At 39.4% G+C, this 15,648-nt stretch carries 10 protein-coding genes and 1 tRNA gene; 6 read left to right on the top strand and 5 right to left on the bottom strand.

Annotation, left to right across the window (positions count from 1 at the left end):
- Positions 1–2: 2 nt before the first annotated feature.
- From G7B20_RS18950 to G7B20_RS18960, 3 genes are read right to left on the bottom strand one after another with little or no spacing between them, the layout of a single operon-like run.
- Entirely contained in the window at positions 3–857 is an 855-nt protein-coding gene (locus G7B20_RS18950) for an MbnP family protein (RefSeq protein WP_164112993.1), read from the bottom strand.
- Positions 858–883: 26 nt separating this feature from the next.
- Positions 884–2,872, bottom strand: a complete 1,989-nt coding sequence (locus tag G7B20_RS18955; RefSeq protein WP_164112994.1) for a TonB-dependent receptor — start codon at positions 2,870–2,872, stop codon at positions 884–886.
- A gap of 5 nt (positions 2,873–2,877) precedes the next feature.
- Positions 2,878–3,804 (bottom strand): hypothetical protein, encoded by a 927-nt coding sequence (locus tag G7B20_RS18960; protein ID WP_164112995.1) that lies wholly within the window; start codon positions 3,802–3,804, stop codon positions 2,878–2,880.
- Positions 3,805–4,548: 744 nt separating this feature from the next.
- On the opposite strand from G7B20_RS18960, the gene G7B20_RS18965 reads away from it, so the two are divergent.
- From G7B20_RS18965 to G7B20_RS18975, 3 genes are all read left to right on the top strand, one after another.
- Positions 4,549–5,031, top strand: coding sequence for a GNAT family N-acetyltransferase (locus tag G7B20_RS18965; RefSeq protein WP_205600287.1), 483 nt, complete (start codon positions 4,549–4,551; stop codon positions 5,029–5,031).
- 304 nt (positions 5,032–5,335) lie between these two features.
- On the top strand, positions 5,336–6,094 hold the full coding sequence (locus G7B20_RS18970; protein WP_164112996.1) for an NYN domain-containing protein: 759 nt from the start codon (positions 5,336–5,338) through the stop codon (positions 6,092–6,094).
- 32 nt (positions 6,095–6,126) lie between these two features.
- Entirely contained in the window at positions 6,127–6,354 is a 228-nt protein-coding gene (locus G7B20_RS18975; protein ID WP_164112997.1) for a VF530 family DNA-binding protein, read from the top strand.
- A gap of 425 nt (positions 6,355–6,779) precedes the next feature.
- Here G7B20_RS18975 and G7B20_RS18980 read toward each other — a convergent pair.
- Positions 6,780–6,866, bottom strand: a tRNA-Ser gene (locus G7B20_RS18980).
- Between the two features lie 109 nt (positions 6,867–6,975).
- Positions 6,976–9,114: an HD family phosphohydrolase gene (locus G7B20_RS18985; RefSeq protein ID WP_370626399.1), complete on the bottom strand. Its 2,139-nt coding sequence runs from the start codon at positions 9,112–9,114 to the stop codon at positions 6,976–6,978.
- Between the two features lie 174 nt (positions 9,115–9,288).
- Between G7B20_RS18985 and rpe the strand changes: the two genes are divergently transcribed.
- The 3 genes from rpe to G7B20_RS19000 all read left to right on the top strand — a co-directional run bounded on the left by rpe (position 9,289) and on the right by G7B20_RS19000 (position 15,530).
- Positions 9,289–9,969 (top strand): ribulose-phosphate 3-epimerase, encoded by a 681-nt coding sequence (rpe, locus tag G7B20_RS18990; RefSeq protein ID WP_164112998.1) that lies wholly within the window; start codon positions 9,289–9,291, stop codon positions 9,967–9,969.
- A 321-nt stretch (positions 9,970–10,290) separates the two neighbouring features.
- Positions 10,291–13,053: a bifunctional aconitate hydratase 2/2-methylisocitrate dehydratase gene (locus G7B20_RS18995; protein ID WP_164112999.1), complete on the top strand. Its 2,763-nt coding sequence runs from the start codon at positions 10,291–10,293 to the stop codon at positions 13,051–13,053.
- Positions 13,054–13,262: 209 nt separating this feature from the next.
- Entirely contained in the window at positions 13,263–15,530 is a 2,268-nt protein-coding gene (locus tag G7B20_RS19000) for an aconitate hydratase (protein WP_164113000.1), read from the top strand.
- The last annotated feature ends 118 nt before the right edge of the window (positions 15,531–15,648 follow it).

Here is a 15,648-nt window from a genome sequence, read left to right on the forward strand (position 1 = left end):
ATTTATTTTTTTACACTGATGATAGAGAATATTCCTGATTGGTCTGAATCCCCGTTGCCACCGAGATTGTTTACAAATTCGACCATTCCATCGGCACTGTGAATGCTAGGTGTAGCATTTCCAGCACCTAATTTGATTGCTTTAGTTTTTCCGCTCAATAGTTTGTCAAAATCAGCACGGATGTTGATGATCGGTGATCCTTTGCCGACAAAAGCTGTTTCGGGTAGGGAGAGATTAATATCCCTATAGGCATTTACACCGGGTATGTAGGTTGAAGGATCTTCTTGTTTGCCATTCAAAGTACTGCCTGTGTGAATAGAAAGTGTTTTTTTGTCTGTATCATAGAATCCTTCGATTTTGGTGAAACGGTACCCCGTACCCCATTCCCACATCATCTCCGTATCGTTGGCGCCCGCTGCTGCATAAAACTGAGGAAAGCGTACTTGATCAAGGGTGTTTAATTCCGGTTTGACACCAAGTCCGAATTTTAGTCCTTTGTAATCTCCAGAAGGGATGTTGGACAGTACATATTCTAAGCTGGCTGCTTTGGAGTGATCGATCACCCTAGCGCCATTGTCCAGGTCATTTATGTTATACGGTACCTCTTGGTCATCGGTTTTGATTAATCTTATATTGCTGATGACATACTTTAATTCGGAAAACTGATGTGTTTGGTTTTCAGATGATATATTGACTGTAGCGGTGGAGGAGTTCTTGTCACCAAGTACAATAGCTTTCTCTTTAAATGTATTCTCAAAGCGCAAAGTTAGATTGTTCGAGGAAGGCTCATTCTTGTTGCACGAAATCAATGCTACCGAAATTAAAGATGCAAATAAGAGGTTTGTTAAATTTTTCATTGTCATTTGTTTTTTAATAGTTTTTTTTAAAAATTGATTTTTGCGGAGGTGAAGATATTTCTTCCCATCCGTGGGATATTGCCCCAGTCGGCATATGTACTGTAATACGCGTTTAAGAGATTTTCGGCGCCAACCTGTAATGTGATTTTGAGGTTTCGGATGGGTAGAATGTAATCGGCCGACATATTCCAAATGCAGTATGCCGGAGTTTTGTCCTCACCATATTCAGGGCTATAATCACGTTGTACGGCGTCTCCTTGAAGTGAGGTTTGTATTCCAAATCGTTTGTACATGTAATGTAGACTGCTCTGATAAGTCAATGGACGGATAAAAGGTAGATTGCCTCCCTGACCATCAGTGGCCCGGGCATAGGTCAGGTTTCCTTTCCAGTGCAGATGAGCTAGAATGTCATAGTGTCCGCTTATAGCTGCATTGAATATATTCGCTTGATCCAGAGCTGTATATCCTTTAACGCCTACCGACTGATAGTTCATGGGGCTTCCCATATTCAATATCTTACCGACGATATAATTCTGAATGTAGAAATAATTAACCTTGGCCTGTACGCCCATTCGGTCTGTTTTATATGCTATGCTGGCATTGGTCTCGTACGATATTTCGTTTTTCAGGTTGGGGTTGCCAATGTAATCGTATCGGTCAAAGCTGTTGTAAATATAGTAACCATAGGCTTCTGATATGGAAGGAGCCCGATGTCCATAACCGGTTCCGGCACTGATTTCGAACTGATTTATCTGGAGGTGATAGCTGGCATATAAACCTGGTAATATCCGCGTCTTTTGCGGTGGGGCACCAGGGTGAAAAATCCAGTTGAACTCGGCATATTTAGAGTAGTTGTAGTGGACACCCAAGGAGCCTCCGGCTACAACATGACTGCGTTCTGATAGATTCCAGGAATTATTGTTGGACACCCCGGCAAACCGTGTGGTCACCCAGGGCCAGCTGTAGGCAAACATGGTTCGCATGCTGCGGTCTTGCGGATACATTCGCATCTCTGCGATAGATAAGTTGTCATATACATTGAGTTGAACCTCCGATGTATAATTGTCTTTTTTAAGGGCTATCTTAGAAATTAGACCATAGGTGGTGCTCCAGCCCGGCATATCCATATGTACGAGATTCTCGGGGCGTGTGGTGTCATCCATATAATGTTCAATGGTATTGAAGTAAACTTTGCTATCCCAAAACTGTATTATACCCTCTTCAAACAACTGTTTGTAGGATGCGGAGGTAATGATGGCACGTGATAGCGAGAGGTCCATGGGGAGAGCCGGAAACCCTACGTCTTTGGCTTTGTCGTAGATGGCATCTATACGTATGGCCGAGCGGTCTCCTGTTTTGACTGCGAAGCCTAAAGAGCTGTTGAACTTATTAAACTGGGAGTGCTTTACTTCTTCATTATTACCATTATAATAGTTTTTTGCATTACGCAAGGAAATGCTGCCTTCTGCAGTAAACTTCTGACTCGAATAAGAAAGGTCCGCAAGATTGAAGAACTGCTTGTTGTTGAATTCGAATCCCGTCTGATAACTTCCACTTATCTTTTTATCGCCACCAAATGCAGTATTTTTACGCTGAAGGTCGATGCTGCCAGCAACGGTTGCTCCGTGTAGGTTTCCTTCCTGTCCAGATTTAATAGTTATGGTAGACAGGTTATTGGTCTCGACATAAGAGGTAATCGGATCCATTTTATCGGTACAGGCACCGAATATATGCATACCATCAATGGTAACGGAAGATCGTTCTGAGCTCATATTGTTGAGCATAGGTTCCCAGGCATAAGCTCCACGTTTGATAAAGCTGATATTCTGAGAGGAGGCAAGAAACTCGTCAACGGTGACGGCCAATTTGAGATCTGTTTTTACTTTCTTTTTGACAACGCCCATCACCTTAACCTCTTCGAGTAGCTTGCTGCTGTCTCGGTGTGCTGATATCTCTTGTGAACTGACTCTGGTTGTCATTATGATTCCCCAAAGAATAACATGTATCCACCTCATAGATTTTAGAATAAAATATCAATATGTAGTTCGCTTTTTTTGCCCTCGACTCCAGGCGTGAAATCACTCGGTACGGTAGTTCCTTTAATAACACTTCCATGTTGATTCAATAGAATGAAATTCAATGTCCAGTTACCTGTCATGGTATAATTGACCACGCCTTGGTATAATCCATCCTGTCGCTGTATGAGGTCTTGATTGTTGGGGGAGGAATGGTTTCCCATAGAAGGTCCGGGCATTCTTGGATCCAATTTCAGGGTGTGCCCTTTGACTTCAGTATAAGCATACTTTGCTGGATTGGGAAAGGGGGATGAAGGGAGTTGATTCGCTTCATTACGCTTATATATGCCTGCTATTAATTCATTTTCGGCTGCTTTGGGTTTGTGTGGTGCTACCAAAGCGATAACGTAGTCCTCTCCGTCAATTCCGGAAAATTCTGTTATGTTCAGGTTTTTGTTGTCTTGCTTTTCTACTTGCAGCCTTTGCTGTGCTTTTTGAGTTTGAAGTGCTACAGTAAAGTTGATGTAGAGATCCCAGGTGGCATTTGTGAGGGTTTGCTCTGTAAATACTATGTACCCTTCGAAATAACGGCCTTCGGGTTTGTAGATCAGCTGGTAGCGATGGGGACAGGAGCTAGGTTCTTGTTGACTACGGCTCAGGATGGGGAGCAGCGTCACAGCGGAAACCTCCGCTTTATTGTTTGTGGTGCGGTCTGTTACCTTGACTCTGATCGCATTATATCCCTTGTATAAGGTGCCATTTAGAGCTTCGAGATGTAAGTTATAATTTCCGCTTTGGATTGTAGTGACTTCTTCAAAATCGCCGCGTCCGGGAACAATAGTATCTATTTCTGCTTGATAGTCTGTTTTTTCTTTCGTACATGATGTCAGGGCAAAGCAAAGCACTGTTAGAAAAAGTGTAATTTTTTCCATTAGATAATTTTTTATAGTAATGCTGCGACTACGTCGAATAATTAGACGCTAGCGACAGTTGTTAAAAGTTAGTTGTGGGAATAGGGGCATAGTATTCTTACATGGACATTTTTGTGGCCAAGTTATTCCTCGTTAATCTGTCTTCTCGTCTAAGACAAATTAATGCAGGATGAAACCTTCAAAATGATTGATAAAAAGTAAGTATGCAATCTACTCTATAAAGAAATAATACTAAGCGAGTGGAGGGTGGAATACCGAAGTGCGGAAAGTAAATGCGTAATTAGTCAAATAAGGAGAAAATAAGCTTATTGTCTTTTCCTCAGTTTGGGGCTGTGATTGGAAAATAGTGTAATCTTTATGTATGTAGAATGCACTATATTCATAAACTACAAGGTTCTTTTTTGTTTCTTGCTTTTCTTTTTCTCTTATTTTTTTCATCAACTCACATTGTCCATTACAATGAAGTTGTGGTCTATCTTTGTTAATACATTTGGCCAGATATTCTGGTAGGTGTATCTGATACTCCATAGCCATGATACTACGATAGAAAGACTGCAGTGTCAGCGTGGCTAATAAAATGTATGTGCAAAAAAGTTTCAAAATATTTAGCTCTTTATTATGCTAATTGATTTTCAAAATTACAGAAAGAATTTTATAAATCGAAGAAACTATAGGAACTTTAATATAATAATCTTTTATTTATAATCGGTTTACATAAATTTGATTTTCAACATAATTAATTTAATGATGTTCAAGCAATCTTTGAATTCTATGTATCATTTGGAATTGTTGTCCCCAGGTAATAAGCTTCCTTATAGTTTACTTTTATTGGCTGATGAGACGCGCTATGCTATCGAAAAATATGTGTTTGATAGTGATGTATATGTACTGAAAGACGAGCGGCGTGAAGTCGCTGTTTTTTGCCTATACCTTGTAGATAATGAGATTATCGAAATAAAGAATATTGCTGTATGCCGTGAACTGCAAGGCAAAGGATTAGGATCGCTATTGATAGAGAAGATAATCGAAATTGCACAAGCTAGAGGTTGTAGGCGAGTTATCGTTGGTACAGCGGACTGTGGAGTGGATCAGATTCGATTCTACGAGCGTAATAGTTTTGTTAAGTATGCTGTGAGAAAGGATTTTTTTATCCATAATTATGAGGAACCTATTGTTGAAAATGGCATCCAACTGCGGGATATGATCATGTTGGAGCGTGGTTTGTAGAAAGATAATTAACCTTATATATTTGGTGTCTTCAATATAGTCTATGTAGGTCTACTTGGAGATCATTCGTCTTGACCCTTTTGTTTTCTTTGTAGACTAGTGTTTTATTCGATCAGGAGATGGCTATCGCTGAAGCTTATTATTGTTTTATAACCCGTGAATAATTTTAGTAACCTGCTAATAGTTGAAATTAGCAGGTAGCTGCAATGTGGTTTTTTCTACTTAGAATGTGGGAATGATATGCCTTTTTCAGAAGTTATTGTTAAATTAGTATATTTATACTACGTAATTTAACTTTTTATATATGCAAGATCATAAGCTCGCCGTTTTGATAGACGCTGACAATGTTCCTTATGCGGATGTGAAGGAAATGCTGGAAGAGATATCAAAGAGCGGTACACCTACTGTGAAGCGAATTTACGGCGATTGGACTAAACCACATCTTTCGGGCTGGAAAAATGTTCTGCTGGATAATGCGATCATTCCTATACAACAATATAGTTATACAACTGGTAAGAATTCCTCAGATAGTGCATTGATTATAGATGCTATGGATATTTTATATTCGGAGAAGGTGGATGGCTTTTGTATCGTATCCAGCGATAGTGACTTTACCCGACTGGCGACACGACTCCGGGAAGCGGGTATGTTGGTAATTGGTCTGGGAGAACGGAAAACTCCGCAGCCGTTTATATCCGCTTGTAATAAATTCATCTATATCGAGATCTTAAAGCCTGTTGAAAAAGAAGCAGATGTTAAGACCACCGTTAAATCTGTGGCCAAGGAACTGTCTAAACCAACTCAAAAGGCTATTGATAAGGTGGATAAGAAAACGGTAACGCTGATCGTTAATAGTGTGGACGATCTTGCTGATGAGACAGGATGGACTTTCTTGGGGTCGCTGGGAAGTTTTATTTCCAAAAAGAAGCCTGACTTTGACCCGCGTAACTATGGCTTCAACAAGCTTTATGATCTGATTAAATATATAAATAGATTTGAGATTGATGAAAGGGACTCAGGTGGGCACAAACATGTCAAACACATCTACCTACGATTAAAGTGAGTTAAAATTGAAGAGATTATTATCTTTACCAAATGCAAGAACAAGCAAATAATCCGCTACATGGAAAAAGACTCGACACGATCATTAATGATTTGGTCGAATATTACGGGTGGGAAGAATTGGGACGTCGAATTTCTATTCGATGCTTTAATGAAAATCCGAGTGTCAAATCCTCGCTGACTTTTCTCCGCAAGACGCCTTGGGCGAGGGAAAAAGTGGAAGAGCTCTATTTGAGAATGCTTAAAAAAAATAACCTTTAATTATTTTTTTCTTAACTCAAAAACTTATCATTATTATCGTAACACCTATATAATATGCTATCTTATGAGAAAAAGAGTGTGTTGTAATCCAGTTGAATGCTTGTTGTATAAATAATAGTTAAAAATAAATTAAAATAAGTCAAAACAATTTCTGGTATATTCGTGTTGTCTGTATTGGAAGCTGCCAGTTTGAAAAAGGAATTATGAAAATAATCGAACTGAGCTATATTTAAATTTTTATACTATTCTAAAACTTAACTTGGGGAGGTATGAAAGCCACTGTCGATGTGATAGTGGCTTTCTTTGGGTCTAACCCTGTGGGTTATGATGCCTATGTTCTAAAAGTAAGAAAATGTAGTGCTGTATGACGTTGTGTGTGGAAATAAAAAAAAGTCCAACTTTCGTTGGACTTTTTTTAGTCTTAGCGGAGAGAGTGGGATTCGAACCCACGGTACCGTTTCCAGTACGACAGTTTAGCAAACTGTTCCTTTCGGCCACTCAGGCATCTCTCCCTGTTTCGACAGTGCAAACATAAGGCAAAAAAATCATTTAACAAATTTTAAATGCTGTTTTTTTGATAATTTTTCGGACGTTGAAATTAACCTGTTGAGATTCATTTATTTATTGTAAAACATCTTTTTTCTTGCTCAGATCGTAGTCTATGCGTACATGATAAATACTCATCAACATACTCTTAAAGATGTGCGCTACATCGCTAATGTCTTTCATGGTGATGTTTGCATTTTCAAATTGTTTTTGCATTAATTTGTGCTCTATAATTTTGTCCACTAGATTACTTATAGAGTCTTTGGTGGGTTCTTTTAGTGCTCGTGCGGCAGCTTCTACAGAATCTGCCATCATAAGAACAGCAGTTTCTTTGGAGAATGGGACAGGACCAGGGTAATGGAAGATAGTTTCGTCTACAAGCTTTTCGGGATTATCCCTAATAAATTCATTGTAGAAATAATCTACCCGTGTGGTGCCGTGATGACTCTTAATGAAATCTATAACAACTTCTGGCAATAGATTGCGCTTTGCGATTTCAATACCTTTAATTACGTGAGAAATAATAATCTGTGCACTTTGTTCGGACGTCAGTTCCTTATGTGGGTTGACACCGTTTTTTTGATTTTCTATAAAATAAAGCGGATTTATCATTTTTCCGATATCATGGTACAAAGCCCCTGCTCGGATTAATAGTGGATTCCCACCTATTTTGTAAACAGCGGCTTCGGCTAGATTAGCAACCTGAAGGGAATGTTGGAAAGTGCCCGGAGCCTTTAATGAAAGTTCGCGTAAGAGCTTTGAATTACTATTGGTTAATTCCATCAATGTTAAATCAGAAACTATACCAAACAACTTTTCAAAGGCGTATATAAGCGGGTAGGCCAAAAGCGTAAGACCCACGCTAACGATAAAAGGGGTTATATCGTTCCAGTAGATATTTGTCACTGACCCGTTTCGGGTAAGTACTAATCCCATATAACCGATGATGTAGGTCGCTAAAATCAGGATACTGGAAATTAGAAACTGCTCCCGCTTGACCATAGTTCGGATACTATAGATAGCAACCAAGCCCGACATGAATTGTAAAAAGACAAAATCATAGCTATTGGGTACAAATAAGGCTGCTATCAAAACCATCAACAAGTGGATATTGAGCGCAACGCGTGTGTCGAACAAGATTCTGAAGATAATGGGGACACCACAATAGGGGATAAAATATAAACTTGATATTTTGATCTCTATAGACCAAGATAAGACCCCTAGCATCGCGAGAATAACGATGAAGATAATGACTAAAAGTCTGTTGCTTTCATAGATTTGACGTCTGAAGAAATATAGAAAAACCATGAGAAGTGTCATCGCTAATCCTACCAATAAAAACTGACCTAATGCAACATAATTTCTATTTCCTGTGATTTTAGCTTCATCTTCAAACACAGTACGAAGTGACTCAAGTTTTTGGTACGTATCGTTGTTAACAATTTTATCCCTTTCAGCAATAAGTTCGCCTTTTTGAACCATCCCTCTTGTACTAGAAATATTACTTAATGCGGTCTGTTCGACTTTGTCGGTTAGAGATTCATTATAGATCAGGTTTACGGTAATATAATTCTTGAGTACATCGATAAACCATTTTTTTCTGGTGATCTCTTTGTCTCTGTCTAAGCTTAATTTAAGAAATTCGTAAGCTGTTTCTATAGTGAAACAATCTATCGTGTTTTTCTGCGAGGCTACATTGTTGTTGAGTAATGTGAAATTATAATTAGCATCAGTCTCATTAAGTTTTTCGGCATCAGTGCCTTTGGTTTGATAACGGTTGTTTAGTGAAAGTACACCTCTGTTGTAAATTGTCGTCAGTAACTCTACACCTTTCTTTTTGTAATATTCTATCTTTAAGGATGGGATGGTGTCCATCTGGCTACTTTGCCATTTTTCAGCCAGATCTGTGGTAAATTGATCAATTTGTTCTTTGTTTATTGAGGTGTTTAGGTTGTATATAGGTTGTACAGTCTTTAATATCTGTTGCTTATCTTTGTCGAGTTCTTCTTTTGTCTTTAATACTGCAAAATTATAAGGAGAGATAAGATTGTCGTGATTCCAAGCTTTTCCTTTTTGAAACTCATACTCGAATCGAGGTTGTTTGGGTAGGAAAAGGCATATTAATAATACAGTAACGATGACCATACCATATTTGAGGAATACAGAATTGCTATGTATTTTGGAATCGATGTAGTTTATCTTGAGTTTTGCCACTATATTGCCTGTTTATGTTTATAACACTTATACAAAAGTAACTATTATTCGGCATTTTTGGGAAAGAGCTTTGTTTAGGTACCCTCCAAACGTATAGGCTAAAAGTCTTAAGGTATCCATTCGTTAATCCGAAGCATTTTCTTTAGGTTTGTATTAGGTTTAATGATTGAAAAGATGTCATATAACAAACACTTGATAGCACCGTCAATACTGGCGGCTGATTTTGCAAATCTCAGTTCTGAGATTAAAATGGTAAACGATAGTGAGGCAGATTGGCTTCATATCGATATTATGGATGGCAATTTTGTCCCTAATATTTCATTCGGTTTTCCAGTGCTGCAGGCTATTGCCAAACATGCGACCAAGCCGCTAGACGTGCACTTGATGATTGTTGATCCCGATCGCTATCTGAAAGTCTGTAAAGATAGTGGAGCCGATATGATTACGGTGCATTATGAAGCATGTCCGCATTTACATCGTACATTGGCTGCAATCAGGGAGTTAGGTTGTAGGGCAGGAGTAGCGCTGAATCCGCATACACCAGTTCAGCTGTTAAAAGATGTAATACAAGATATCGACTTGGTATGTATAATGTCTGTAAATCCCGGGTTCGGTGGACAGAAGTTTATCCAAAATACCTACAGTAAAATCAAGGAGCTAAGACATTTGGCAGCTGGACGTAATGATAGACTTATTATTGAGGTTGATGGGGGAGTCACTTTAGATAATGCCGCGGAACTAGTCAAAGTCGGGGCAGATGCGTTGGTTGCAGGATCTTTCGTTTTCAACGCTTTGAACCCTATTAATACGATTAAAGAACTAAAGATGATTCAATATCCACCGCAAATGGTATAGGTAAACCTCGTATTTTAAACAAGTATATACAGCAATTCCCCCAAGAGGTATCGCTTTTTCGTGAAAGTCCAGGTCCTTAGCGGTTAACATGAAAGCTTTCGATAGTGATGGTATTTATTGTATACAGCCAAACTTTATACCGAACAAAACAACTGTTTGGACTTATTCTAAATTACGTAATTGGTTGCCTAAATTGTATTTGAAGCTTGATTTTTCTTATTTTTGCGACGAAAAAAATAAAGATTATTGCTGAATAGTTAATAAAAAGCGGTAGGATTTAAAATTTTATTTAACCGCTATAAAGACATAGAAAAACTAAAAATGAGTATTTACAACGATTACATACTAGAAACTGAGGAAAGAAAAAATATTGGATTGCATCCGAAACCAATTGATAGTGCGGAATTAACGAGTGAGGTTATTGCACAGATCAAAGATTTAAATCACGCGGATAGAGCGGAATCGTTAAGATTATTCATATACAATACATTACCGGGCACAACTCCTGCGGCTGGCGTAAAAGCGAAATTTTTAAAAGAGATTATTTTAGGAGAAGCTACAATTCCTGAGATCACAGGTGTTTATGCTTTTGAATTGTTGTCTCATATGAAGGGAGGACCGTCTATTGAGGTTCTTTTAGATTTAGCTTTAGGAACCGACGAAGCAATTGCAAGGCAGGCTGCTGCTGTTCTTAAAACACAAGTTTTCCTTTACGATGCAGATACAGCACGTTTAAAAAGAGCGTATGATGGTGGCAGCACTATTGCGAAGGAAATTTTAGAAAGTTATGCGAAAGCTGAGTTCTTTACCGAATTACCTGCGGTTGCCGAGCAAATAAAAGTGGTGACGTATATAGCTGCTGAAGGAGATATTTCTACGGATCTATTGTCCCCAGGTAATCAGGCGCACTCACGCTCGGATCGTGAGTTACACGGTAAGTGTATGATCACACCGGAAGCACAGCAAGAGATTCGCGCTTTACAGGCTCAGCACCCGGATGCCAGTGTGATGTTGATTGCTGAAAAAGGTACTATGGGCGTCGGTTCTTCGCGTATGTCGGGTGTTAATAATGTGGCTTTATGGACAGGAAAACAGGCATCGCCTTACATTCCTTTTGTAAACATAGCACCTATCGTTGGTGGAACAAATGGTATTTCTCCAATTTTCTTGACGACAGTTGATGTAACTGGTGGTATCGGGATTGATTTAAAAAATTGGAAGAAGAAAGTTGATGCCAACGGAGATGTTGTTCGTAATGAGAATGGAGATCCCGTTTTAGAAGAAGTGTACTCCGTTGCAACAGGAACGGTTTTAACGATCAACACCAAAACAAAGAAGTTATATAATGGGGAAGAAGAGCTAATTGATATCTCAAGATCTCTAACACCTCAAAAAATGGAGTTTATCAAAGCAGGCGGCTCTTACGCTATTGTGTTTGGTAAAAAAATCCAAACATTTGCTGCCCAGGCTTTAGGTATCACAGCTCCAGTTGTTTTTGCCCCTTCCAAAGAGATCTCTAATGATGGTTATGGTCTGACAGCTGTTGAAAAAATATTCAATAAAAATGCGGTAGGTTCTACTCCCGGAAAAATATTGCATGCTGGTTCCGATGTTCGTGTCAAGGTAAACATCGTAGGGTCTCAGGATACGACGGGCCTAATGACAGCTCAAGAGTTGGAAGCTATGGCCGCAACAGTTATTGCCCCTACCGTTGATGGTGCATACCAGTCAGGATGTCACACGGCTTCTGTTTGGGACAAAAAGGCACAAGCAAATATTCCTAAGTTAATGAAATTTATGAATGACTTTGGAGTGATTACGGCACGTGATCCAAAAGGACTATATCATTCAATGACGGATGTTATTCATAAGGTGTTAAATGATATCACGGTTGACGAATGGGCGATTATTATTGGGGGTGACTCACACACACGTATGTCAAAAGGTGTTGCTTTCGGTGCCGATTCAGGTACAGTAGCCTTGGCTTTGGCAACAGGCGAAGCGTCTATGCCGATCCCTGAGTCAGTAAAAGTAACTTTCAGGGGGACTATGAAAGAACATATGGATTTCCGTGATGTAGTTCATGCGACGCAAGCCCAGATGCTGAAGCAGTTTGATGGAGAGAACGTATTCCAAGGTCGTATTATTGAAGTTCATATCGGAACATTGTTGGCGGATCAGGCGTTTACATTTACAGATTGGACTGCTGAGATGAAAGCAAAGGCATCGATATGTATTTCTCAAGATGAGACCTTGATCCAATCCCTAGAAATAGCGAAGTCTCGTATCCAAATCATGATTGATAAAGGTATGGACAATAAAAATCAAGTTTTACAAGGTTTAATTGACAAAGCAAACAAGCGTATCGAAGAAATTAGAACCGGTACAAAACCTGCTTTGACACCAGATGATAATGCGAAATATTATGCCGAAGTTGTTATTGACTTAGATATTATCGAAGAGCCAATGATTGCAGATCCAGACGTAAATAATGCTGATGTTTCTAAGCGCTATACGCACGATACCATTCGTGATTTGACTTTCTATGGAGGGGACAAAAAGGTCGATTTAGGATTTGTAGGATCTTGCATGGTACACAAGGATGACTTAAAAATCGTTTCTCAAATGCTACGTAATGTAGAAAAGCAGCAAGGAGAGGTTAAATTTAATGCGCCATTGGTTGTCGCCGCTCCTACTTACAATATTATCGATGAGTTGAAGGAAGAGGGGGACTGGGAGTATTTACAAAAGTATTCTGGTTTTGAGTTTAGTGATGCTTTGCCAAAATCTACTGCACGTACCGAATACGAGAACATCATGTATTTAGAGCGTCCGGGATGTAACTTATGTATGGGCAATCAAGAAAAAGCTGCCAAGGGAGATACGGTGATGGCCACATCAACTCGTTTATTTCAAGGGCGTGTTGTAGAAGATAGAGATGGTAAAAAAGGAGAGTCTTTGTTAGCTTCTACCCCAGTTGTTGTATTGTCAGCGATTTTAGGACGTATTCCAAACATTGAAGAGTACAAGGCAGCTGTCGAAGGAATTAATTTGACAAAATTTACTCCGATAGCAATTAAATAGTCTGGTTGTTATTTTAAATATACACCGAGCGTATAAAATTTGAAAACGAGGTTACCCTAAAGGGTGACCTCGTTTTTTTATAGGCTATTTGGAGTCATTTAGTTAGAATCATTTTAAATAGACGAAGTGACAATATTTTGAAAATCAATTCTAAAAATAATTAGTAAATTGTAATAAAATAGCAACAAATAAGAACGAAATAATATATTATGGCTTTTGATATTGAAATGATTAAAAAAGTTTATTCACAGTATGATGAGCGTATTAAAGCTGCTCGTCAGATCGTTAATAAACCCTTGACACTTTCTGAAAAAATCTTATACACGCACCTTTGGGATGGAAATGCAACTGAAGCTTACGAACGTGGTAAATCCTATGTCGATTTTGCACCAGATCGTGTAGCGATGCAGGATGCTACAGCTCAGATGGCTTTATTGCAGTTTATGCAAGCAGGAAGAGCGAGAGTGGCTGTTCCTTCTACAGTACACTGTGACCACTTGATTCAAGCCAAGGAAGGTGCTGATAAAGATTTAGCTCGAGCTAAGAATGAAAGTTCGGAGGTGTTCAACTTCTTGAGTTCTGTTTCTAACAAGTATGGGATCGGCTTTTGGAAACCTGGCGCAGGGATTATTCACCAAGTTGTTTTAGAAAACTATGCTTTTCCGGGCGGAATGATGATCGGTACCGATTCTCATACTGTAAATGCCGGCGGTTTGGGGATGGTGGCTATAGGTGTAGGTGGAGCAGACGCGTGCGACGTTATGGCAGGCTTACCATGGGAGTTAAAATTTCCTAAGTTAATAGGTGTAAAATTAACGGGTAAATTATCCGGCTGGGCTGCATCTAAAGATGTGATTCTAAAAGTAGCTGGTATTTTGACTGTAAAAGGTGGCACCGGTGCAATTGTGGAATATTTTGGTGAAGGTGCTGAATCTTTGTCTTGTTCGGGTAAAGGTACGATCTGTAATATGGGAGCTGAAATAGGCGCTACTACTTCTACATTTGGTTACGACGCTGCTATGGAGCGTTATTTACGAGCTACCGATCGTGCAGATGTGGCTGATGCTGCTAATGCAATTAAAGATCATCTAACCGCGGATCCTGAAGTTTATGCTAATCCGGAGCTTTATTTTGATCAATTGATTGAAATAAACCTTTCTGAACTCGAACCTTCTTTAAATGGTCCATTTACACCGGATTTATATACTCCAGCTTCTCGTATGCGCGAGGAAGCCCAGAAAAATGGTTGGCCTACAAAAGTAGAATGGGGATTGATCGGCTCATGTACAAACTCGTCTTACGAAGATTTAGCACGTGCGGCTTCTATCGCTCGGCAGGCAATTGATAAAGGGTTGGTTACTAAGGCGGAATTTGGTATCAACCCAGGATCTGAGCAAGTACGCTATACCGCAGATCGTGATGGGTTATTGAAAACCTTTGAAGATCTAAATGCAACGATTTTTACCAATGCATGTGGACCATGTATCGGTATGTGGGATCGTGCAGGTGCGGATAAGCAAGAGAAAAATACGATTGTTCACTCTTTCAATCGTAACTTTGCAAAACGTGCAGATGGCAACCCGAATACTTATGCTTTTGTAACATCTCCTGAAATGGTAGCAGCTATTGCTATTTCTGGTGATTTAGGGTTTAATCCGGTGACAGATACATTAACAAACAAGAATGGCGAACAGGTAAAACTAGACCCACCTACCGGTGATGAATTACCAACGAAGGGATTTGACGTAGAGGATCCAGGATATCAAGCTCCTGCTGCAGATGGATCATCTGTAGTAGTAGATGTATCTCCAACTTCCGATCGTCTCCAGTTGTTGGAGCCTTTTGCGCCGTGGGAAGGTACTGATCTAAAGGGGTTGAAATTATTGATCAAGGCTAAAGGAAAGTGCACAACAGACCATATATCGATGGCTGGCCCATGGTTGAAATACCGCGGTCACTTGGATAATATTTCAAATAATCTTTTGATTGGTGCTGTCAACTATTTTAATGAAAAGACGGATAATGTAAAGAATCAGTTGACAGGTGAGTATGGCGCAGTACCTGCTACCCAGAGAGCATATAAGGCTGCTGGGGTTGGCTCTATAGTTGTAGGCGATGAAAATTATGGTGAAGGTTCTTCCCGTGAGCATGCTGCAATGGAGCCTCGTCACTTGGGAGTTCGCGCAGTATTGGTCAAGTCCTTTGCTCGTATCCACGAGACTAACCTGAAGAAACAGGGAATGTTAGGTTTGACTTTTGCCAATAAAGATGATTACGATAAAATCCAAGAAAACGATACAATCGATATTATCGGATTGACTGAGTTTGCTCCAAACAAACCTTTGATGCTGGTGCTGCATCATAAAGATGGCTCAGAAGATCGTATTTCTGTAAATCATACATACAATGATCAACAAATCGAGTGGTTTAAAGCGGGAGGTGCTTTAAATATTATTCGTAAAAACCAGGTCAAGTAGTAACTATCGTCAACGAAAAAGGTCATACTTCGTAAAGTATGACCTTTTTTTTGGAAAGAAGCGTTTCACTTTTTACTACTGACAGCCCCTTGTCACGGACATCTATAATTTTGACTAT

The sequence above is a fragment of the Sphingobacterium sp. xlx-96 genome (genome assembly GCF_011007365.1).
Taxonomy (GTDB): domain Bacteria; phylum Bacteroidota; class Bacteroidia; order Sphingobacteriales; family Sphingobacteriaceae; genus Sphingobacterium; species Sphingobacterium luzhongxinii.

What these genes read in the sequence shown, in the direction of transcription:
- G7B20_RS18950 (WP_164112993.1), bottom strand. Translation starts at nt 857, where the DNA reads ATGAAAAATTTAACAAACCTCTTATTTGCATCTTTAATTTCGGTAGCA.
- G7B20_RS18955 (WP_164112994.1), bottom strand. Translation starts at nt 2,872, where the DNA reads ATGAGGTGGATACATGTTATTCTTTGGGGAATCATAATGACAACCAGA.
- G7B20_RS18960 (WP_164112995.1), bottom strand. Translation starts at nt 3,804, where the DNA reads ATGGAAAAAATTACACTTTTTCTAACAGTGCTTTGCTTTGCCCTGACA.
- G7B20_RS18965 (WP_205600287.1), top strand. Translation starts at nt 4,549, where the DNA reads ATGATGTTCAAGCAATCTTTGAATTCTATGTATCATTTGGAATTGTTG.
- G7B20_RS18970 (WP_164112996.1), top strand. Translation starts at nt 5,336, where the DNA reads ATGCAAGATCATAAGCTCGCCGTTTTGATAGACGCTGACAATGTTCCT.
- G7B20_RS18975 (WP_164112997.1), top strand. Translation starts at nt 6,127, where the DNA reads ATGCAAGAACAAGCAAATAATCCGCTACATGGAAAAAGACTCGACACG.
- rpe (WP_164112998.1), top strand. Translation starts at nt 9,289, where the DNA reads ATGTCATATAACAAACACTTGATAGCACCGTCAATACTGGCGGCTGAT.
- G7B20_RS18995 (WP_164112999.1), top strand. Translation starts at nt 10,291, where the DNA reads ATGAGTATTTACAACGATTACATACTAGAAACTGAGGAAAGAAAAAAT.
- G7B20_RS19000 (WP_164113000.1), top strand. Translation starts at nt 13,263, where the DNA reads ATGGCTTTTGATATTGAAATGATTAAAAAAGTTTATTCACAGTATGAT.